This window comes from Sporosarcina gallistercoris, from assembly GCF_014836415.1.
In the GTDB taxonomy this organism is placed as follows: domain Bacteria; phylum Bacillota; class Bacilli; order Bacillales_A; family Planococcaceae; genus Sporosarcina; species Sporosarcina gallistercoris.
The window spans coordinates 540,372-561,011 of sequence record NZ_JACSQY010000001.1; the positions used below are offsets into that span (position 1 = coordinate 540,372).

General features: G+C 43.8%; 25 protein-coding genes. 11 read left to right on the forward strand and 14 right to left on the reverse strand.

Annotated elements, in window-relative coordinates:
• The first annotated feature begins 3 nt into the window (after nt 1-3).
• A complete protein-coding gene (locus H9659_RS02745; RefSeq protein ID WP_191688408.1) occupies nt 4-207 on the forward strand; it encodes a YlaI family protein in 204 nt (67 codons plus the stop codon).
• Nucleotides 208-223: 16 nt separating this feature from the next.
• Here the strand turns inward: H9659_RS02745 and H9659_RS02750 are convergent, their stop codons facing one another.
• A complete protein-coding gene (locus H9659_RS02750; protein ID WP_225217595.1) occupies nt 224-556 on the reverse strand; it encodes a YlaH-like family protein in 333 nt (110 codons plus the stop codon).
• Nucleotides 557-580: 24 nt separating this feature from the next.
• Nucleotides 581-2,413 carry a translational GTPase TypA gene (gene typA, locus H9659_RS02755; protein ID WP_191688409.1) on the reverse strand — a complete coding sequence of 611 codons (1,833 nt, stop codon included), beginning with the start codon at nt 2,411-2,413 and terminating at the stop codon, nt 581-583.
• A gap of 100 nt (nt 2,414-2,513) precedes the next feature.
• On the opposite strand from typA, the gene H9659_RS02760 reads away from it, so the two are divergent.
• Nucleotides 2,514-2,699, forward strand: coding sequence for a YlaF family protein (locus tag H9659_RS02760; RefSeq protein ID WP_116016112.1), 186 nt, complete (start codon nt 2,514-2,516; stop codon nt 2,697-2,699).
• Nucleotides 2,700-2,736: 37 nt separating this feature from the next.
• On the opposite strand, the gene H9659_RS02765 is transcribed toward H9659_RS02760, so the two are convergent.
• Together H9659_RS02765 and H9659_RS02770 are read right to left on the reverse strand one after the other, a co-directional pair.
• Nucleotides 2,737-3,531, reverse strand: a complete 795-nt coding sequence (locus tag H9659_RS02765; protein ID WP_191688410.1) for an inositol monophosphatase family protein — start codon at nt 3,529-3,531, stop codon at nt 2,737-2,739.
• A 137-nt stretch (nt 3,532-3,668) separates the two neighbouring features.
• Nucleotides 3,669-3,863 (reverse strand): hypothetical protein, encoded by a 195-nt coding sequence (locus H9659_RS02770; protein WP_191688411.1) that lies wholly within the window; start codon nt 3,861-3,863, stop codon nt 3,669-3,671.
• A gap of 154 nt (nt 3,864-4,017) precedes the next feature.
• Between H9659_RS02770 and H9659_RS02775 the strand changes: the two genes are divergently transcribed.
• On the forward strand, nt 4,018-4,641 hold the full coding sequence (locus H9659_RS02775; protein ID WP_225217596.1) for a YktB family protein: 624 nt from the start codon (nt 4,018-4,020) through the stop codon (nt 4,639-4,641).
• A gap of 104 nt (nt 4,642-4,745) precedes the next feature.
• On the opposite strand, the gene H9659_RS02780 is transcribed toward H9659_RS02775, so the two are convergent.
• The 6 genes from H9659_RS02780 to H9659_RS02805 all read right to left on the reverse strand — a co-directional run bounded on the left by H9659_RS02780 (nt 4,746) and on the right by H9659_RS02805 (nt 10,886).
• Entirely contained in the window at nt 4,746-5,015 is a 270-nt protein-coding gene (locus H9659_RS02780) for a UPF0223 family protein (protein ID WP_191688413.1), read from the reverse strand.
• An 82-nt stretch (nt 5,016-5,097) separates the two neighbouring features.
• Nucleotides 5,098-6,510, reverse strand: coding sequence for a dihydrolipoyl dehydrogenase (lpdA, locus tag H9659_RS02785; RefSeq protein ID WP_191688414.1), 1,413 nt, complete (start codon nt 6,508-6,510; stop codon nt 5,098-5,100).
• 3 nt (nt 6,511-6,513) lie between these two features.
• Nucleotides 6,514-7,902: a dihydrolipoamide acetyltransferase family protein gene (locus tag H9659_RS02790; RefSeq protein WP_191688532.1), complete on the reverse strand. Its 1,389-nt coding sequence runs from the start codon at nt 7,900-7,902 to the stop codon at nt 6,514-6,516.
• A 36-nt stretch (nt 7,903-7,938) separates the two neighbouring features.
• Nucleotides 7,939-8,916 (reverse strand): alpha-ketoacid dehydrogenase subunit beta, encoded by a 978-nt coding sequence (locus H9659_RS02795; protein WP_191688415.1) that lies wholly within the window; start codon nt 8,914-8,916, stop codon nt 7,939-7,941.
• Between the two features lie 3 nt (nt 8,917-8,919).
• Entirely contained in the window at nt 8,920-10,035 is a 1,116-nt protein-coding gene (pdhA, locus tag H9659_RS02800) for a pyruvate dehydrogenase (acetyl-transferring) E1 component subunit alpha (RefSeq protein ID WP_191688416.1), read from the reverse strand.
• A 212-nt stretch (nt 10,036-10,247) separates the two neighbouring features.
• Nucleotides 10,248-10,886 carry a YkyA family protein gene (locus tag H9659_RS02805; protein WP_191688417.1) on the reverse strand — a complete coding sequence of 213 codons (639 nt, stop codon included), beginning with the start codon at nt 10,884-10,886 and terminating at the stop codon, nt 10,248-10,250.
• A 105-nt stretch (nt 10,887-10,991) separates the two neighbouring features.
• Between H9659_RS02805 and def the strand changes: the two genes are divergently transcribed.
• From def to rnjA, 3 genes are all read left to right on the forward strand, one after another.
• Complete coding sequence (gene def, locus H9659_RS02810) at nt 10,992-11,549, forward strand: peptide deformylase (RefSeq protein ID WP_191688418.1); 558 nt, start codon at nt 10,992-10,994, stop codon at nt 11,547-11,549.
• Nucleotides 11,550-11,795: 246 nt separating this feature from the next.
• Nucleotides 11,796-12,005 carry a DNA-dependent RNA polymerase subunit epsilon gene (locus tag H9659_RS02815; RefSeq protein WP_191688419.1) on the forward strand — a complete coding sequence of 70 codons (210 nt, stop codon included), beginning with the start codon at nt 11,796-11,798 and terminating at the stop codon, nt 12,003-12,005.
• A 3-nt stretch (nt 12,006-12,008) separates the two neighbouring features.
• The gene (gene rnjA / locus H9659_RS02820) at nt 12,009-13,676 is read left to right on the forward strand and encodes a ribonuclease J1 (RefSeq protein ID WP_191688420.1); all 1,668 of its coding nucleotides are present in this window, start codon (nt 12,009-12,011) and stop codon (nt 13,674-13,676) included.
• A 50-nt stretch (nt 13,677-13,726) separates the two neighbouring features.
• Here the strand turns inward: rnjA and H9659_RS02825 are convergent, their stop codons facing one another.
• The 4 genes from H9659_RS02825 to H9659_RS02840 form a co-directional block, all read right to left on the reverse strand.
• On the reverse strand, nt 13,727-14,386 hold the full coding sequence (locus H9659_RS02825; protein ID WP_191688421.1) for a potassium channel family protein: 660 nt from the start codon (nt 14,384-14,386) through the stop codon (nt 13,727-13,729).
• 115 nt (nt 14,387-14,501) lie between these two features.
• A complete protein-coding gene (locus H9659_RS02830; protein ID WP_191688422.1) occupies nt 14,502-14,951 on the reverse strand; it encodes a redoxin domain-containing protein in 450 nt (149 codons plus the stop codon).
• Between the two features lie 80 nt (nt 14,952-15,031).
• Complete coding sequence (locus H9659_RS02835) at nt 15,032-15,574, reverse strand: peroxiredoxin (protein WP_191688423.1); 543 nt, start codon at nt 15,572-15,574, stop codon at nt 15,032-15,034.
• A gap of 148 nt (nt 15,575-15,722) precedes the next feature.
• Nucleotides 15,723-16,052 (reverse strand): hypothetical protein, encoded by a 330-nt coding sequence (locus H9659_RS02840; RefSeq protein ID WP_191688424.1) that lies wholly within the window; start codon nt 16,050-16,052, stop codon nt 15,723-15,725.
• A gap of 238 nt (nt 16,053-16,290) precedes the next feature.
• Here H9659_RS02840 and H9659_RS02845 point away from each other — a divergent pair, with 238 nt between their 5' ends.
• The 5 genes from H9659_RS02845 to H9659_RS02865 are packed head-to-tail and all read left to right on the forward strand — an operon-like array spanning nt 16,291 to nt 20,624.
• Nucleotides 16,291-16,833 carry a helix-turn-helix domain-containing protein gene (locus H9659_RS02845; protein ID WP_191688425.1) on the forward strand — a complete coding sequence of 181 codons (543 nt, stop codon included), beginning with the start codon at nt 16,291-16,293 and terminating at the stop codon, nt 16,831-16,833.
• 16 nt (nt 16,834-16,849) lie between these two features.
• Complete coding sequence (locus H9659_RS02850; RefSeq protein WP_191688426.1) at nt 16,850-17,953, forward strand: ABC transporter ATP-binding protein; 1,104 nt, start codon at nt 16,850-16,852, stop codon at nt 17,951-17,953.
• On the forward strand, nt 17,943-18,770 hold the full coding sequence (locus H9659_RS02855; RefSeq protein WP_191688427.1) for an ABC transporter permease: 828 nt from the start codon (nt 17,943-17,945) through the stop codon (nt 18,768-18,770). Before H9659_RS02850 ends, H9659_RS02855 begins: the two co-directional genes overlap by 11 nt.
• On the forward strand, nt 18,754-19,554 hold the full coding sequence (locus tag H9659_RS02860) for an ABC transporter permease (protein ID WP_191688428.1): 801 nt from the start codon (nt 18,754-18,756) through the stop codon (nt 19,552-19,554). Before H9659_RS02855 ends, H9659_RS02860 begins: the two co-directional genes overlap by 17 nt.
• A complete protein-coding gene (locus H9659_RS02865; protein ID WP_191688429.1) occupies nt 19,551-20,624 on the forward strand; it encodes an ABC transporter substrate-binding protein in 1,074 nt (357 codons plus the stop codon). Before H9659_RS02860 ends, H9659_RS02865 begins: the two co-directional genes overlap by 4 nt.
• Nucleotides 20,625-20,640: the final 16 nt, after the last annotated feature.

Sequence of the window (20,640 nt, forward strand, 5' to 3'; positions counted from 1 at the left end):
ACGATGCGTGTTAAATGTGTAATGTGTGATGCGATCGATAAACTGAGCGACGAAGATCCTCTTGCAAAGAAATTGCGCAACCGACCGATTCATACATATATGTGCGAGCCTTGCAGAGAACGCATTGGAGAGTTGACGCGTTTGCGCATAGAAACAGGGAAATTCACTTTCCGCCGAAGTTCCCATCCAGCTGAAGATGAATTTTAAAAAAGATCCAGCCGCATTATGCGACTGGATCTTTTTGATGTTCATTTAATCTGCGGACTCTATAGATGATCAGAATCAGCGCGGCTACAATTAAGCCTTCCACGATTGGAAGGAAAAATGCCAAGAACGTTAGCACGAGGCAGCCGATAAACAAAAACGTATAAATCACAACATTTTGCAATGGCTTGATTTTTCTCGCAAACCCTAGTTTATAAACTAACGCTGCCAGTAAAAACACGAGGGCGAACAATACGTACCCAGCAACATTGAAATTCGGCATCATTTCGTAGATAAACTTCGCGATACCGGACATCTTAGTGGCTACGAGCTCTGAATCCTCTACCTTCATTCAACACATTCCTTTCACAACTGCTTATTTACTCTTTTTCTGAGCCTTTTCACGTTCGTTCTTATCAAGGATTTTCTTACGAAGTCGGATTGAAACCGGTGTAACTTCACAATACTCATCATCTCCAGCATATTGAAGAGCTTCTTCAAGAGTCATGATCTTCGGCTTTTTAGTTGAAACCGTTTGATCCTTAGTCGCTGAGCGGACGTTTGTTGCATGTTTCACCCGTGTTAAGTTGATTGTGATATCACTTTCACGAGTATTTTCACCAACAACCATACCCGCATAGATATCCGTACCAGCTTCTACGAACATAATACCGCGGTCCTCAAGCTGCATGACACTGTATGCTGTCACTTTTCCGTTTTCCATGGAAACGAGAACACCATTGCGTCTTCCGCCAACTTTACCAGCTGACATCGGCTTATAGGAATCGAACGTGTGGTTCAAAATACCGTAACCACGTGTAAGAGTTAAGAAATCAGTAGAATAACCGATCAGTCCACGAGCAGGAACAAGGAATGTCATACGGACTTGTCCATTACCGTTGTTGACCATGTCGAGCATTTCACCTTTGCGCTCACCCATCGATTCAATGACTGATCCCGTATACTCTTCAGGAACGTCAATTTGTACGTTTTCAACCGGTTCACAACGTACACCATCGATTGTTTTCACGATAACTTCCGGTTTTGAAACTTGAAGCTCGAAGCCTTCACGGCGCATGTTTTCGATTAAAATCGACAAGTGAAGTTCTCCACGGCCTGATACAATCCATGCATCTGGGGATTCCGTAGGATCTACACGTAATGACACGTCAGTTTGCAATTGCTGCTGAAGACGTTCTTCGATTTTTCTTGAAGTGACCCATTTACCTTCGCGGCCAGCGAACGGACTGTTGTTCACTAAGAATTTCATTTGGAGTGTCGGCTCATCTACGTGCAGCAATGGCAACGCTTCTTGATGATCAGTAGGACATACTGTTTCACCGACATCGATATCGTCCATTCCGGAAATCGCAATCAAGTCTCCTGCGTGCGCTTCTTGGATTTCAATGCGTTTCAAACCTAGGAAACCGTACATTTTAGTGACACGGAAATTCTTGACCGAACCATCGCGTTTCATGACACTTACTTGTTGACCAACTGTCATCGTTCCACGGAATACGCGTCCGATACCGATACGGCCTACATAGTCACTATAGTCCAGAAGGGAAACTTGGAATTGAAGCGGCTCTTCACGGTTGTCGATCGGTGCCGGGATTTTGTCTAGAATTGCATCATATAGAACTTTAAGTGTGTCTTCTTGATCAGCAGGATCTGGAGACAAGCTCGCAGTACCATTGAACCCTGACGCGAAGACTACCGGGAATTCAAGTTGCTCATCATTTGCGTCCAATTCGATAAAGAGTTCAAGAACTTCATCAACCACTTCTTCTGGACGTGCGAATTCGCGGTCGATTTTGTTGACGACTACGATTGGCTTCAAATTGATTTCGAGTGCTTTCTTCAATACGAAACGTGTTTGTGGCATACATCCTTCAAATGCATCGACAACTAATACTACGCCGTCCACCATTTTCAGAATACGTTCCACTTCTCCGCCGAAGTCAGCGTGCCCTGGTGTGTCCAAGATGTTGATTTTCGTGTTTTCATATTCGATCGCAGTGTTTTTCGCAAGGATCGTAATTCCACGCTCACGCTCAAGCTCGTTTGAGTCCATTGCGCGCTCATCTACGTGCTCATTAGAACGGAAAATACCTGATTGCTTCAATAACTGGTCGACTAAAGTTGTTTTACCATGGTCAACGTGGGCGATAATAGCTATATTTCTAAGATCATTTCGTGTGTTTGTCATCATTTCACTCCATCTGTCTTTATTCAGTTGATTAACTGTGTTATTATAGCACAAGATACTTCGAGAAAAAACGATTTACTTTGTCAGGAGGCGTATTTTTTTGAAAAATGTCAAATGGGTGTTCGTTTTGTACGCTCTAGGTGCCGTCCTATCCATGTTCATGATTGGAATAGCAGTCGGCGTAAAAAGTTTTTTATTGGCAATAGCAGCGATCGTTTCTCTAGTTTTGATCATGGGGAATGGTTTTAAAACAAAAAAGAAGTTGCGCGAACAAGGACTTCTTTAATAGATGAGTGAAGATCGTTAGGTTCTCTAATGATACTTCACTTTTTTAATACAATGAATTCCTCAAGAAGCTGCGTGTGGATACTTTTATTCGCGACAACGAACGTCTCTTGTTGGAGCAATCCTGGTCGCACACCAGTCAACGTGGAGGAAATCGCTCCAACTTCGTTTGCAATGATTATTCCACCCGCTACATCCCACGGTGACAACCTCATTGACATATATGCATCGACTCTTCCTGCAGCCACATGAGTCAGTTCGAGAGCCGCAGATCCATAGGAGCGTGTCCCTCTGCATTTAGTGACAAGGTCAATCATCGGAGCGGTTTCCACATATCGATTCGGCGCAACCCAGCTCGCATTGACACCGATAATTGCTTGTTCAATTGTCGTATCCTCCAGACTCGGAAGACGGATGTCATTCAGAAATGCACCTTCATCTTTCATTGCGGAGTATAGATCATCTGCCATGACATCGTAAACATAACCGAGCATTCCTATTCCGTCTATATAAATACCGAGAGAAATCGCGAAATTCCGTTTTTGATGGACAAAATTCATCGTCCCATCGATGGGGTCTAAAAACCAGATGAACCCATCCAGCGATTGAATATCATCCCCGAAACCTTCTTCCCCCATAATTCTGTGTTCAGGGAAATCACGGCGAATGCGTTTGATGAAAAATTGTTCAATCTCATGGTCAATGTTCGTGACAAGATCATTTGCTGATGACTTAGCGCTTATTTCAATTTCGGTGAAAAATGAATGTTTTATGTGTTGAGCCGCTTCTTTGATCAACGATTTTGCATAACGGTCAAGTGCACCCCAGTTCATCTCGAATCCCTCCAGTTCATCTCCACCAAGTATAGCATAGCTATACGGAGCCAAAACAAAAAAGGCTCCTGTGCATGATCTCCCTGGAGAGAACAATGACCAACAGCCTTTCCTAATAATCGTCTATAATGCTACGGTTAAAAACCATTCAACTTCTCCAATTCACTATGAATTTCAGACAACCTCTTTTTGCTCTTCGCAATCTGCTTGGAGTCCTCTTCATTCAATGCGTCATGAAGGGTCGCTAATTCATAATCCAGCTCCAAGTTCAAAACTTTCAAGAATTCCTTTTCAACATCAGCTTTACGAATAACATGAACGACTTGTTTCATCGAAAACACCCCTTTTTTGAAAGTATGTGCAATTTCCTGTTACCATAAGATATGCGGGAATCAGTCGGACAGCTAGATGATTTGTCCGTTTGTCTTAAATTATTCCCCAAAGTGCTTCCCTATAAACGTAGAAAAAATGAGAGGGGTCATAAAATTGACAAAAACATTTTGGACAGAGAACGATTTTTCTGTTTTTGAAGTGGATGGATTGGATGCGCGGATGACCGCACTGCAAGAAAGAATCCAGCCTAAATTCACGGAATTAGGAGACTTATTCACACCTTTATTGTCCGCACATGGCAAAGGGGAATTTTACCCGCATGTTGCAAAGCATGCAAGACGGACGGTCAATCCTCCCTCAGACAGTTGGGTTGCATTTGCACCTGCGAAAAGAGGATATAAAGCGCTTCCTCACTTTCAGATTGGTCTATGGGGTACACATTTATTCATCGTTCTTGCAATTATTTACGAAAATCCTGATAAAAAAGGAATTTCAGAGCGTTTGCTGAATGATCTCCCTCTGCTGACAGGACTTCCAGAGGATTATATAGTTTCAGGAGATCATATGAAACCGGATGCGAATTCAATTCAAGTTACCGGAAGAGAAGGTCTGGTATCCCTTCTTGAACGTCTGCATGATGTGAAGAAAGCTGAATTCCTTGTGGGACGTCATCTTGAACGTAAACAAGCTGCCTCAATGTCCGAAAAAGAATTTCTTTCGTACGCGGAAGAAACGTTCGAGAAACTTTTACCTGTGTATGATCGTGTAATTGGTTAATAAAAAAACGATTCCAGTAGCTCGCCTCTCAAGCGATCCACTGGAATCATCTTATTGAATAATGTTCAAAGGAAAAACAATTATCACAATTGCCCTCGCCCATCTTATCCTTTTATAACGTCTCCACGCACACCATCTTTTGCGCGTTTCACTACTTTATAGCACTCATAACCACTGGCTTCCTTAAACTCCTTGAACAGCGTCTTCTCTTCAGCCATCGAAGGGACAACCTTCTTAAACGTATTATATGCCTCAAGTAATTCATCTCGTTCGATTCCTTGCTCAATAGCCTTTTCAACACAAGTGAAAAATCCAGTGACCATCATAATTTCTTCTGTAGACCAATCTGCACGCAGCGGATAACTATACTCCATCCAATTCCCTCCTATTTCTAGTTAGTTTATGCACAAAGGAAAAATCCTATCCGACGGAATGCCAGATAGGATTTCCTTCTTCTTATTTAGAAAGAATATGAATCGGTTTACCAAGCGCAACTTCTGCTGCTTCCATTGAAATTTCTCCCAATGTCGGATGTGCATGAATTGTCATGGAGACGTCTTCTAACGTCATGCCGCTTTCAATGGCAACAGCCATTTCAGCGATCATATCAGACGCGTTCTCTCCAGCAATCTGAGCTCCAAGTAACAATCCATCTTCTTTACGCGCAACAAGCTTCACAAAGCCATCCGGAGCATTCAGTGCAAGTGCCCGTCCATTCGCACCGAACGGGAATTTACCTACTGCTACTTCATAGCCTTCATCTTTCGCTTGACTCTCATTAAGTCCGACAGTTGCGAGTTCCGGATCAGTGAAGCAGACCGCTGGAATCGCCAAGTAATCGACTTCCGATTTTTCTCCAGCAATCGCTTCTGCAGCAATCTTGCCTTCATAAGATGCTTTATGGGCAAGTTGTAAACCAGGAACGATATCCCCGATTGCGTATATATTCGGGATGCTTGTACGACATTGCTTATCGACACTTAGAAGTCCGCGTTCTTCAAACTTAACGCCGAGTTCTTCAAGGCCCATCTCATCTGTATTCGGACGGCGACCTACAGTTACAAGCACATAGTCAGCTTCAACGGTTTTTTCTTCACCTTTAACTTCATACGTAACTTTCACGCCAGATTCAGTTTCTTCAGCACCTTTAGCTGTCGCTTTCACAACAACCTCAACGCCTTTTTTCTTCAACCCTTTTTTCACGAGTTGCGTCATTTGCTTCTCGAAGCCTGTAAGGATATCATCCGCACCTTCGATAATCGTTACTTCTGAACCTAAGTTTGCATACGCAGAACCAAGTTCCGTACCGATATATCCTCCGCCAATGACTACCAATTTCTTAGGCAACTCTTTCAGCTCAAGTGCACCTGTAGAATTCAGTACACGTTTAGAGAATTTAAAGTTCGGAATTTCAACCGGACGTGCACCTGTTGCTATAATCACATTTTTGAATTTATACGTTTGTGCAGATGTATCATCCATCACACGCGCTGTATTGGCATCGACAAAGTAAGCTTCACCTTTGACGATTTCAACTTTGTTCCCTTTAAGGAGCCCTTCGACACCGCCTGTCAGCTTCTTCACAACGCTTTCTTTAAATGCCATCGCTTTAGAGAAATCGAGTTTCACGTCTGATGCAGTAATCCCCATATCATCAGCATTTTGTGCACTTACAAATCGATGCCCGACAGAAATCAGTGCTTTGGAAGGGATACAACCTACATTCAGACAAACACCACCGATCGTATTCTTTTCAACAATCGTCACTTTTTGTCCGAGTTGTGCAGCACGGATCGCTGCTACATATCCTCCAGGACCTGAACCGACTACGAGCGTATCTGTTTCAATTGGAAAGTCTCCTACTACCATCGTTTACGCCTCCATTAATAAAAGTTCTGGATTTCCTAGCAAGTGTTTAAGGTGGTTCAACGCTTGTTGACCCGTCGCCCCATCGATTACTCGATGATCAAACACTAATGATAATGCTAACATAGGTGCAGCAACGATTTCACCATTTTTCACTACTGGTTTTTCAGAAATGCGTCCAATACCTAGGATCGCGACTTCCGGATGATTGATAATCGGCGTGAACCACTGACCACCGGCAGAACCGATGTTAGTAATCGAGCAAGATGCGCCTTTCATTTCCGAAGCAGCTAGTTTCCCGTCCCGAGCTTTACCGCCCAGGTCAGATATTTCTTTTGAAATGGCAAACATCGATTTACGGTCTGCATGTTTAATGACAGGTACAAGCAGTCCACGGTCCGTATCAGCTGCGATTCCGATATTATAATAATGCTTCTGGATCAATTCTTCGGTTGCATCGTCAAGTGATGTATTCAATTCCGGGAATTTACGTAATGTCGAAACAAGTGCTTTCACAACGTAAGGCAAGTATGTCAATTTAATGTCTTGTTCAGCAGCGATTTCTTTGAACTTCTTACGGTGGGCAACCAATTCAGTCACATCCACCTCATCCAAAAGTGTCACGTGCGGCGCTGTATGCTTAGAGTTCACCATAGCCTTAGCTATCACTTTACGGATATTGGAGAGCTTCTCGCGTGTCTCCGGGAAGTCGCCTTCAGGTACAGCAATTGCTGCCGGTCCTTCTTGTTTCGCCGGCTGATCTTCCTGAACTGCAGACGGTGATTTCTCTTCTTGAGCTTCAGTTTGAGCTTTTTTGTTACCGCCTGATTTAAATGATTCAATGTCTTCTTTCAGGACACGACCATTTTTACCTGAACCTGCAACTTGACGAATGTCCACGCCTTCTTCACGAGCAAACTTACGGACCGAAGGCATCGCGATGACGCGGCGGTTCGGATCAACGTCCTTACTCGTTGCTTCTCCCTCTGACTCAGGAGTCGCATCTGTTGCAGCCCCCGCATCCTCTTTAGGTGCTTCTTTTTTATCTACCGGCTGACCTTTTTCGGCAGTGGCTTGAACTTGTGATTCCGCTTCTGATGAAGCTTCCTGTTTCTCTTCAACAGCAGTCTCTTCCTCTTCTTGCTCATCTTCGTGGTCAGGAGAATCGATTCGAATCAATTTATCTCCTACTACTGCAACCGTGCCTTCGTTGACAAGTATTTTTTCTATGGTTCCTGACACGGGTGAAGGGATTTCCACGACGGATTTGTCGTTTTGTACTTCAAGAAGTGTATCGTCTTCGTTAATGGTGTCGCCTTCAGCGACGAACCACTTTACGATTTCGCCTTCATGAATTCCTTCTCCGATATCTGGTAAACGGAAATGATATGCCACGTGATCCATCCTCTCCTCAGTCCATTAGACTGGCTATTAAAATTCAAGTACTTTTTTCGCAGTTGCAACAATATCATCCGCTTTTGGCAGCCAAGTGTTTTCACCTTGCGCAAACGGATAAATCGTATCTGGTGCTGTTACACGAAGTACAGGTGCTTCAAGACTTAAGACTGCACGCTCCATAATTTCAGAAACGACATTTGCAGCAATTCCAGCTTGGCGCTGCGCTTCTTGTACAACGATTGCACGGCTTGTTTTCTCAACTGAAGCAATAATTGTTTCAACGTCCAACGGTTGTATTGTTCGTAAGTCGATAACTTCAACAGAATGTCCATCTTTTTCAAGTGCTTCCGCTGCTTTCAAGCTTTCTTGCACCATCGCACCGTAAGTAATAATGGATAGGTCATTTCCTTCGCGTTTCACGTCTGCTTTACCTAAAGGAATTGTATATTCCTCTTCAGGGACTTCTTGACGGAACGAGCGATACAGTTTCATATGCTCTAAAAAAATAACCGGGTTATCGTCTTTGATGGCAGAAATCAGAAGACCTTTTGCGTCATATGGTGTGGAAGGGATGACCACTTTTATTCCAGGTTGTGCAGCGACAAGTCCTTCAAGGCTGTCTGCATGCATCTCCGGTGTAGCAACCCCGCCTCCGAATGGTGAGCGGATCGTAATGGGTGCATTTAATTTCCCTGCACTTCTGAACTTCATGCGAGCTGCCTGTCCGCTGACCGAGTCCATCACTTCAAACAAGAAACCGAAAAACTGTAATTCCATTACAGGTCGGTAGCCTGTCAATGCAAGGCCGATTGCAAGACCGCCAATACCTGATTCTGCAAGTGGTGTGTCGAATACCCGTTCTTCTCCGAATTCTTTTTGAAGACCTTCAGTTGCTCGGAAAACGCCGCCGTTTTTACCGACGTCCTCACCGAACACGAGCACGTTTTCATCATTTTTAAGTTCCGTGCGCATTGCGTCGGTAATTGCTTGGATCATCGTCATTTGTGCCATCGGTTATTTCGACTCCTTTTCCGTATAGATGTCAAACTGTTCTTGTACGTTGTAAGGCATATCGCCCGCGTACATGATTTTAAGGAAATCAGTCACTTTTTGTTTAGGGGCCTGATCCGCCTGTTTGATTGCATCTTTAATTTCTTGTTTTGCGCGTTCAATCACTTCGTTCTCTTTTTCTTCGTTCCATAGTTTCTTTCCCTCTAAATACGTACGGAAACGAACGATCGGGTCACGTTTTTCCCATTCGCTATCAATGTCAGAAGTACGGTAGCGTGTTGGATCGTCTCCAGCCATTGTATGAGGGCCATAACGGTAACACATTGTTTCAATCAGTGTAGGTCCGTCACCGTTCACAGCGCGTTCACGGGCATCTTTCGTAGCCGCGTAAACTGCTAGCGGATCCATTCCATCTACAAGCACACTTGGAATCCCTGCTGCAATCCCTTTTTGTGCAAGTGTTTTCGCAGCTGTTTGCACTTCGCGTGGTGTCGAAATCGCAAATTGGTTGTTTTGAACAACAAAAATAGCTGGTGAGCGATATGCGCCTGCAAAGTTCAGTCCTTCGTAGAAATCACCTTGGGAGGTACCGCCATCACCTGTGTACGTCATGACAACAGACTTAGTTCCACGTTTTTGGAAACCGAGTGCAACTCCAGCCGCTTGTACGTATTGCGCACCAATAATGATTTGTGGCGGGAAAATGTTGAGTCCATCAGGGATTTCACTTCCTTGGAAGTGACCGCGAGACCAAAGGAAGGCCATATGTAGTGGCAAACCATGGAAAATCAGCTGAGGAACATCACGGTAACCCGGTAAAATGAAATCATCCTTTTCTAAAGCGAAATGGGATGCAAGTTGTGACGCTTCCTGACCAGCTGTAGGCGCGTAGAAGCCTAGTCGTCCTTGGCGATTCAGGGCAATTGAACGTTGGTCAAGGATACGCGTATAAACCATACGTTCCATTAACTCTGTTAACTCTTCGTCCGATAGCTTCGGCTCTAATTCCTTATTAACAATTTTACCGTCCTCGTTCAAGATCTGGAACATTTCAAACTTTTCTTCGATCTCGTGCAACACACCTGTCGGATCGAACTGCTTGTTCTTTTCTGCAGCCATTTCGGCAACTCTCCTTCTCATAACTGTATTAGGTAATTCACGACATTCTATTGATACAATAACTCTTTCACAATCAGTATACTCAAAGGGAAAGCAACGGTCAATCCATGGAGCATATAGATTGTATGCGCACCCATAAATACGGACATGCCCTTCTACACTGTATTAGTACAACTCCCAATCTGTATTATAATAGAAAAATTCGGAAGTATTCACTCTGATTCCACCCGCTGAGTTTCCTTCAACGCACTGTTCACTTCCAATGTCGATTGGTTAAATACTTGGATTGCATCCTCAAGTTTAGAACGTTGTTGGTTGACCGCAATTGTCGCTTCTTCCAATTCTACCCGTTTTACATTTTCCTCAATCAGCAGCCCGTATAAAGCACTCTGCATATCCATCAACTCTTCGTATAGCCCGATGACTTCCCTGTGAAGGGCATATCTCTTCGTCAAGGCAGTTTTCAACTCGGCAACTGACGGCGAGCCTTCATCACTAGCTTCATCGGAAAGTGCAGTAAGTTGTTCAATCGTTTCCTCTGCGTCATCGATCACTTCCTGTTCTCTTTTAATGAGTTGCCACCTTTCATCCAGATAATTATCAAGTCTGGAAACCCCGCCTTCTACGAGTTCGCGTTCTTCAACACTGAAATCCACAGTCTTCTCGAAAAGAATCTGTTCTTTTTTCTCCAGACTTGCCAATTGGTTTTCATATTCCGCCACTTTTTTTTCGTACGCTTGGATATCAGTTAAAATACTCCCTAATTCCCTCTGCATCTGATCCTTTTCTTCTGTACAACCACTTACAACAAGCAATAAACACATCGGGATTATTAAAAACAGCTTCTGCATTGTATCCCCCCGTCATTTTTCCAAGGTCAGCATTAAATCCTTTCACCTGTTTCACACTTCCATTATACTAAGATTAGGCACTAAAACGAAAAGGAGACACCCATCATGATTTTAATGAACGATATAATACGCGAAGGTCATCCAACTCTCAGAGAGCGTTCCGCGGAGGTCACGTTCCCTCTTTCTGAGCAAGATAAACAGCTTGCATCTGAATTACTAGAATATGTCATACACAGTCAAGACGATGCCATAGCAGAAAAATATGGATTGCGTGCCGGAATCGGTCTGGCCGCTCCGCAAGTGAATCAACCTAAGCGGATGTTCGCTTTGCACATTGAACAAGAGAATGATAAAGATCTCAGTTTCGTGGCGATCAATCCTAGAATTGTCAGTCATTCAGTAGAACAAACTTATTTATCAACAGGTGAAGGCTGTCTATCTGTCGATCGCGAAGTAGAAGGGTTCGTACCGAGATATGCACGGATTACAATAAAAGCATTCGATGCAGAAGGAAACGAATTCAAAAAGCGGTTAAAGGGATTACCCGCAATCGCGTTTCAACATGAGCTTGATCACTTAAACGGAATTATGTTCTACGATCACATCGATGCGAAAGAACCGTATAAAGACATTCCAGGTGCTTCCCCTTTCGAAAGGGAATGATCCATACTTGACAGAAAGTTCAAAATACGTTACACTTCTTTAACAAGGAGTGATATCGCCATGTATAGGCGCCTGAAACGCAAATTGTTGAAACGGCTGAATGGCATCCTCGGGAAAAAGTCAATTGCATAACGTTTATACGTCCACCCTTCATAAGGTGGGCTTTTCTTTATTTTCCCTGAATGACGTGGTACTATTAAAAATATCAGTCCAAAAATCGAACGTTTTCAAAAAGGAGAGCACAACATGATCTTTAAAGTTTATTATCAAGAAACCAAGGTACAAGTACCTGTCCGCGAAAATACAAAGACGATGTATGTAGAAGCTGAAACTCAACGCGAAGTGCGTAAAAAGCTGCAGGACCGCAACTACAACATCGAATTCATCCAGCAACTTGAAGGGGAGCATCTCGAATATGAGAAGGCTTCTGAGCACTTCGAGCTTGAGCAGGTGTAATTCATGAAATCCATAAAAAATAATGAAACTGCCGTTTTCGCCTTAGGCGGACTAGGTGAAATCGGTAAAAATACGTATGCCATTCAATTCCAAGATGAAATTATCCTGATTGATGCGGGCATCAAATTCCCAGAAGATGATTTACTCGGAATCGACTATGTCATTCCTGATTACACGTACTTAAAACGTAATGCCGATAAAATCAAAGGGCTTTTCATCACCCATGGTCATGAAGACCACATCGGGGGCATCCCATATTTGTTGCGCCAGGTGAACATGCCTGTTTACGGCGGTAAATTGGCACTCGGTTTATTACGCAACAAACTTGAAGAACATGGCCTTGTCCGTTCGACAAAGCTCATCGAGTATGGTGAAGAGGATGTTTTCAAATTCCGAAAAACATCCGTATCCTTCTTCCGCACGACACATAGTATTCCTGATGCGTATGGTGTCGTTGTTAAAACTCCTTCAGGCAACATCGTCCACACAGGTGATTTCAAATTCGACTTCACCCCTGTCGGAGAACCTGCCAACCTCGCTAAAATGGCGAAAATCGGTAGCGAAGGTGTTCTTTGCCTACTCTCGGATAGTACGAATGCTGAAGTTCCGAACTTCACGATGTCGGAACGGAAAGTCGGAGATAGTCTGAACGAAATCTTCAGAAAAGTGGACGGACGCATTATTTTCGCAACGTTCGCCTCGAATATCCACCGTTTGCAGCAAGTGATCGAAGCTGCACAGATTCATGGTCGGAAAGTTGCTGTCTTTGGACGCAGCATGGACAATGCGATAACAATCGGCCGTGAACTTGGCTATATCGACGCGCCTAAAGACCTTTTCGTAGATACGCAAAGCATTAATCGTTTGCCCGCAAACGAAGTGATGATTTTATGTACAGGCAGTCAAGGTGAACCGATGGCTGCATTATCCAGAATCGCCAACGGCACACATCGTCAAGTTCAGATCCAACCAGGTGATACGGTGATTTTCTCTTCTTCACCTATTCCAGGCAATACGTTGAGTGTCAATAAGACGATCAATGCTTTGTTCCGCGCTGGAGCAGAAGTCATTCACGGCGCTCTGAATAATATCCATACATCGGGTCACGGATCACAAGAAGAACAAAAACTGATGCTGCGCCTGATTCAGCCGAAATTCTTCATGCCGATCCACGGTGAATATCGAATGCTGAAAATGCATGAAGAACTCGCCATTGCCTGTGATGTGGAACCTGATAATGTCTTCATTATGTCTAATGGGGATGTCCTTGCACTTACCGAGGATACGGCACGCCCTGCTGGACGTGTTCCTTCAGGCGACATTTATATTGACGGTAGCGGAATTGGTGATATCGGGAATGTCGTTCTTCGTGATCGTAAAAACCTTTCTGAAGACGGCCTCGTCATTGTCGTCGCAACGATTGACAAGAAACGTAACCGGGTTGTTTCAGGGCCAGACCTCATTTCACGCGGATTCGTCTATATGCGGGAATCCGGTGCGATGATCAACGAAGCACAATATATGCTGACGCGTCAAATGCATCGCAAATTGTCGACTGGACCAGCTGATATCGGAGTACTGAAAAGTGAAATCATTGATACACTCAGTTCTTATCTGTACGACAAAACAAAGCGCAGACCTATGATTCTACCGGTCATTTTGGAAGTATAAAGAAAAACAGCCTTTCCCGATTGTTTGAAACAATCGGGAAAGGCTGTTTTTTAATGAAGTACTTTCTTCTCGAATCGATGAATATCGACATCCGATCCAATAACGATCAGTACGTCGTTCAATTGAATCTCTTCTATTGCTTGAGGTGAAACTAAAATATGATCTTCCCGCTTAATCGCGACAATATTGACACCGTATTTTGCACGGATATCCAAGTCGATCAATGTCGCACCAGACAGTTTTTGGTTTGCACGGATTTCCACGATAGAATACTCATCCGATAGTTCCAAGTAATCGAGGATATCGTTTGATACCATTCGATTCGCAATACGCCGTCCCATATCACGCTCGGGATGAATGACATGGTCTGCACCGATTTTCCGCAAGACTTTTTCATGATAATCATTTTGAGCTTTCACAGTGATTGTCTGCACGCCAAGTTCTTTTAAGATTAGTGTTGTGAGAATACTAGCTTGGATATTCTCTCCGATCGCAACGACGACATGCTCAAAATTACGAATTCCAAGTGAACGTAAAGACGATTCATCGGTTGTATCAGCCGCTACCGCTTGTGTGGCGATTTGAGCAAATTCATCCACTCTGTCCTGAGACTTATCAATCGCCATAACCGAAGCATCCAATTCAATTAGTTCGTTCACGATACTCCCGCCAAAGCGGCCAAGGCCGATGACGACAAATTCCTGTTTCATATCTCATCTCTCCGATTCACGTAAGAATGCGTTAAGTTTACCACAGCAACGGGACTCGCTCAAATACCAAGAAAACCCGACGGTCCATGGAACGGACGCCGGGTTTTGAAACTTATTACTTCTTCATTTCATCGAGTACGCGGTTTACGCGCTTCTCAAGCATTTTCATACCGCTTCCGCCAGCTTGGAAGTGGCGAAGTTGCCCATCTTTATCGAAAACGTAATACGCAGGTACATACTGATTTTCGAATGCATCATTCAATTTAAGCTCGCTATCCACATAAATCGGTTGTGTAATGTCGTGTTCTGCAGCCACTGCTTTGATATTCTCCAAATCCACGTCATCTTCTGAACGCGGCATGTGGACCGCGACAACATTCAGTTCGTCTTGGTACTTATCACGAAATGCATTCACGTCCGGCATCGCTTCTTTACACATATGACAGCTCACTGACCAAAAGTGAATGAGTGTCGGTTTTTCGCCAACGAGTTCAGTTTTAGTAACTTCACCGTTCAACCATGCTGTAGCGCCAGCCAATTCTGGCATCTGTTCACGTAATTTCATGCGTCAGTTCCTCCTCTTGGATAAAAATCCCCGCTGTAAAAACTTAGCGGGGAACTTCAATCAATTATCAGTGTATGAGATTATAGAGTTTCTTGACCAGGACGCCAGTTTGCTGGGCAAAGACCGCCAGTTTGGAGCGCTTGAAGTACACGAAGTGTTTCGTCTACGTCACGACCGATATTGTTGTGGAATACTGTTTGGTATTGCATTTCGCCTTCTGGGTTGATGATGAAAAGGCCGCGCAATGCAATCCCCTCTTCTTCAATCAAAACGCCATAATCACGAGATACTTCATGATTTGTATCAGCAGCAAGCGGGTAGTTCAAATCCCCAAGACCATTTTCTTTACGGTCTGTGTTGATCCAAGCTTTATGTGTGTGGACCGTATCTGTAGAAACTCCGATCACTTCTGCATCAAGGTCTTCAAATTCGTCATAGCGATCGGACATTGCAGTGATCTCTGTCGGGCAGACAAATGTGAAGTCCATTGGATAGAAGAACAATACTGTCCACTTATCATTTTTCATGTTTTCTTCAAGGCTTACTTTACCGAATGACTTGTCCGTCATTACAGCTTCCATTTCGAATCTTGGCGCTTGTTTACCAACCATGCGTTCTACCATTCAAAATCCCTCCAATTATCTTCTGGGCGGAATTCTCATCCGCTCAATTCCTCTTTAGCTTATCAAATACCCGTCAGAATATCAATTAGAATGACTCATACATAAGAATCATTATCGAAAAATGTCATGTAATTGAGAAGATGGCCAATTAGGACTCTTCACTATCCGTGCACATCGATGGTTTTGTAGGTCTGGCTCCACAATAGTCGCAAGATGGGTCTTCACAGGAAGCTTCCCGCCATTCATCACAAGCAGCACAGTAGACTGAATCGAACTCTTCATTATAGACGAGTGAGCCCATGCAGCGGACACAATGATCCGCCATTTCCTCCCATTCGATCATCGTTTCACGATTATATAAAAACACACGGGAACTGCCATCCGTTACGGTTCGCATGTCCTCATTCAGCGCAGTCTTCAGCAAATCGTTCCAGTGCCGGTCTTCCGGGTCAAAATAAAAAAGCATTTTCTCGCCCAATCGGAGTCCCCCATTTCTTTGGTATTATTCTACTACGCATCAGACAATAATACAACGAAAGCCCGTTATATATCACTGTTTACACCACTTCTAGCTTATAGATCTCGAGTTTACTGAAACACTGCATTTGTTGCTGTAAGTTACTCTTGCATTCCTGTCATGATTTTGTATAATGAAAGATGCTAAAAGTAAACTTGAAGTTCAGTTATACTAAACTTCCACGAAAGTAGGATGTCACATGCAGATCGGCAGCAAAATCAAACGGCTGCGATTACAAAGCGGGCTCACGCAAGAAGAGCTTGGTGAACGCACTGATTTGACGAAAGGCTACATTTCTCAATTAGAGCGGGATTTGAATTCCCCTTCAATTGAAACGCTTTTCTCCTTGCTTGAAGTTCTCGGTACAACTCCAAAAGATTTTTTTGACGAAACAAAGAAGAGCGACCCCGTCGTTTATTCACCAGAAGACCAAACAACGTATATAAACGATGAGTTGCATTACAAAATACGCTGGCTCATTCCTAGATCCAACGAAAATGAAATGGAACCCGTACATATTACGTTCTCTCATAAAGGGGAGCTGAAACAGTTCGCCCCTTCCCTTTCTGAAACGTTCATCTATGTTCTTGCTGGGAACGTTGAGATAGAGATCGGAACTCGTATCTATACGGCTAGTGAAGGGGATGCGGTGTACTATTCTGCAGAAGATCAGCACCGTATTTCAAATGCACACGACGGAATCAGCGAACTTTTACTTGTCGCTACAGAATCTTACTTATAAAAAAGGGGGACCTTCATTGTCCACGCAACCAATCATTCGCTTTGAGAATGTCAGCAAACGTTTCGGCGAAGACACAACTGTTTTAGATGGCGTTTCTTTTGAAATGGAACGCGGAAAGTTCTACACACTTCTCGGTCCTTCCGGATGTGGGAAAACTACAATCCTGCGACTGATCGCTGGTTTTTCTGAGCCTTCTGAAGGCACAATTTACTTTAACGGAAAATCCGTCAACCAAACACCTGCCAACGAACGTCAAGTGAACACCGTGTTCCAGGATTACGCCCTGTTCCCGCATTTGAATGTCTATGAAAACGTCGCATTCGGTTTACGTATAAAAAAAGTGAAAAAACCGGAAGTCGATCGACGTGTGAAAGAAGCTCTCAAATTCGTCAACCTCGATGGGTATGAAAACCGGGAGATCACCGAAATGTCTGGTGGACAACGCCAGCGTGTTGCGATTGCACGCGCAATCATCAACGATCCGGAAGTCATTTTGTTGGATGAACCCCTTTCAGCACTCGATTTGAAATTGCGTTCAGCGATGCAGTATGAGCTGCGTGAACTGCAGCAGCGTCTTGGCAAGACGTTCATTTTTGTCACACATGACCAGGAAGAAGCACTTGCGATGTCTGATGAAATCTTCGTCATGAATTCTGGGCAGATTCAACAATCAGGTACCCCTATCGATATTTACGATGAACCTATCAACCGGTTCGTCGCTGATTTCATCGGGGAATCCAACATCGTCTCTGGCGTCATGATTGAAGACTATCTCGTAGAATTCAACGGAAAACGCTTTGAATGCGCCGATGCCGGACTGCAGCCTAATGAGAAGGTCGACATCGTACTTCGACCTGAAGATATTGAAATCACTCCGGTGAATTCCGGGAAACTGACAGTAACCGTAGATACTTCCCTTTTCCGTGGTGTCCATTATGAAATTTCAACCTATGACCAAGATGGCAACGAATGGCTCGTCCATTCCACGAAAAAAGCTGAGGTCGGTATGCAAATCGGGCTGGACTTCATCCCTGAAAATATTCACGTCATGCGTCTTAACGAATCAGAGGAAGACTATGATGCGCGTCTTGAAGCGTATGGTGCGGCGGATGAAGACTAATCGCGCTGGGCTTCGTTTATCTATGGTCCCTTACTCTCTTTGGATACTGCTTTTCGTAATTGCGCCAATCGGGTTGATCGTGTACTACTCATTTTTCAATCTTAGTGGCGATTTCACATTGGATAACTATAAAAACTTTTTCACTTCCGTTTATTTAAAACTGACAGTGAGCTCATTCTGGTATGCGTTTCTCATCACGTTCTTCTCGTTGCTGATTTCCTATCCGACAGCTTATTTCTTAACAAAGTTGAAGCATAAACAGCTGTGGCTGTTACTGATCATCATCCCATCGTGGATCAATCTTTTGCTGAAGACGTATGCATTCATCGGGCTGATGGGCTTGTATGGGCCGGTCAATGCATTGCTTGAAACGGTCGGCATCGGGAAACAGCAGATTTTGTTCACTGACTTCAGTTTCGTGTTCGTATCTGTTTATATCTTCATACCATTTATGATTTTGCCGATTTTCAATGCGCTTGATAAATTGAATCCTGCACTGATAGATGCCTCGCGGGATTTAGGTGCGAATGCCTGGACGACTTTCAGACGCGTCATTTGGCCGCTTACATTGAATGGAGTGAAGTCAGGGATCCAAGTCGTGTTCATCCCCGCACTATCTTTGTTCATGATCACTCGACTTATTGCAGGAAACAAAGTCATTACGCTCGGTACAGCAATTGAACAGCAATTCCTCGTTACACAAAACTGGGGCATGGGCTCGACGATTGCAGTGTTCTTAATTCTATTCATGGTGATCATTTTGCTTCTTACGACTGCGAACGAAAGGGGGATGGCTGGAAGTGGAAAGAAACGGTAAACTCCCAAAAATCTATTTGACGGCTGTCTTTCTTGTGTTGTATGCACCGATTTTTTACTTGATTTTTTACTCATTCAACTCTGGCGGCACGATGTCCAATTTCGAGTCCTTCACTTGGGAGCATTACGCTGCTGTATTTGAAGATAAGCGGCTCATTATTATCGTGCTCAATACGGTAGTCGTCGCCTTGCTCTCTGCATTGATATCCACTGCAATTGGTGTGATGGGAGCGATCACGATCCATTATATGAAGAACAAAGCGATGCGGAACGCCATGCTTTCCATGAATAGTATTCTTATGGTAAGTCCTGACGTCATCATCGGTGCTTCATTCCTCATATTGTTCACGTTAGTCGGCATTAAACTCGGGTTCGCCTCTGTGCTTCTGTCTCATATTGCGTTCAGTATTCCCATTGTCGTCATTATGGTGTTGCCGAAATTGCAGGAGATGAGTCCGACTCTGATTGATGCTGCACTCGACTTAGGCGCTACTCGAAAAGAAATTATGTCCCGTGTCATTTTGCCGTTCATCAAACCAGGGATTTTTGCAGGATTTTTCCTAGCACTTACGTATTCACTGGATGATTTTGCGGTGACATTCTTTGTAACCGGTAACGGATTCTCCACACTCTCTGTTGAAATCTATTCAATGGCCAGAACCGGTGTCACGTTAACGATCAATGCACTATCCGGTCTCATCTTTGTAATTACAGCTGGTCTGATTTTAGGCTATTACTTCATTACAAACCGGCCTAAAACTCCTGCCGTGGGGGTGAAACGATGAAATCACTAGTACGTGGAGCTATTTTAATTGCGGCTACTGCGGCCATTCTCATGTTCATCAATGCACAGCTTGCAAAAAGCGGTGCGCAATCCGGCGGGAATACACTTACCGTTTACAATTGGGGAGAATACATCGATCCTGATCTCATCAAACAGTTTGAAAAAGAATCAGGCATCAATGTCATCTATGAAACCTTTGATTCCAACGAAGGGATGATGGGGAAAATCGAGCAAGGCGGTACTTCTTATGATATTACGGTTCCATCCGAATATACGGTGGAAATGATGCGAGAAAAGGATTTGCTCGTTCCTCTCGACTTCAAAAAAATTCCTAATATCAAAAACATCGACCCTTATTTTATGGATCTTCCTTTTGACCCGGACAATACGTATTCCATTCCTTATTTTTGGGGGACTGTTGGGATCGCTTATAATCCTACTTTGTTAGATGGCCAAACGTTTGAGAGTTGGGATGATCTATGGGACCCTTCACTCAAACAAGAAGCTGTTCTCGTAGATAGTGCACGCGAGGTCATGGGTATGAGCTTGAATTCACTTGGTTATTCCCTCAACTCGACAAACGTGGACGAACTTCGTGAAGCTACGGATAAGTTGAAAAAGTTGAGCCCGAATATTAAAGCGGTCATCGGTGATGAAGTCACGCAGATGATGGTGAATAACGAAGCAGCTGTATCACTCATCTGGTCCGGCCAAGCCGCGGATATGATGTACGAGAACGAAGACATCACTTATGTAGTTCCAAAAGAAGGCTCGAACTTATGGTTCGATAACATTGTGATTCCGAAGACTGTGAAAAACATTGACGGAGCTTACGAGTTCATCAACTTCATGCTGCGTCCCGAAGTCGCTGCTCAAAATGCGGATTATGTCGGTTATTCAACACCAAATAAGGAAGCATTGAGTCTCTTAGATCCCGAAGTGGTTTCGGATGAGCGGTATTATCCTGATGAAGAAGCCCGGGACCACTTGGAAGTGTACAAGGATTTAGGGTTGGAGATGCTCGGTACGTACAATGAATTGTTTTTAGAGTTCAAGATGAACATGAAGTGATGGGATATGTAGCAGC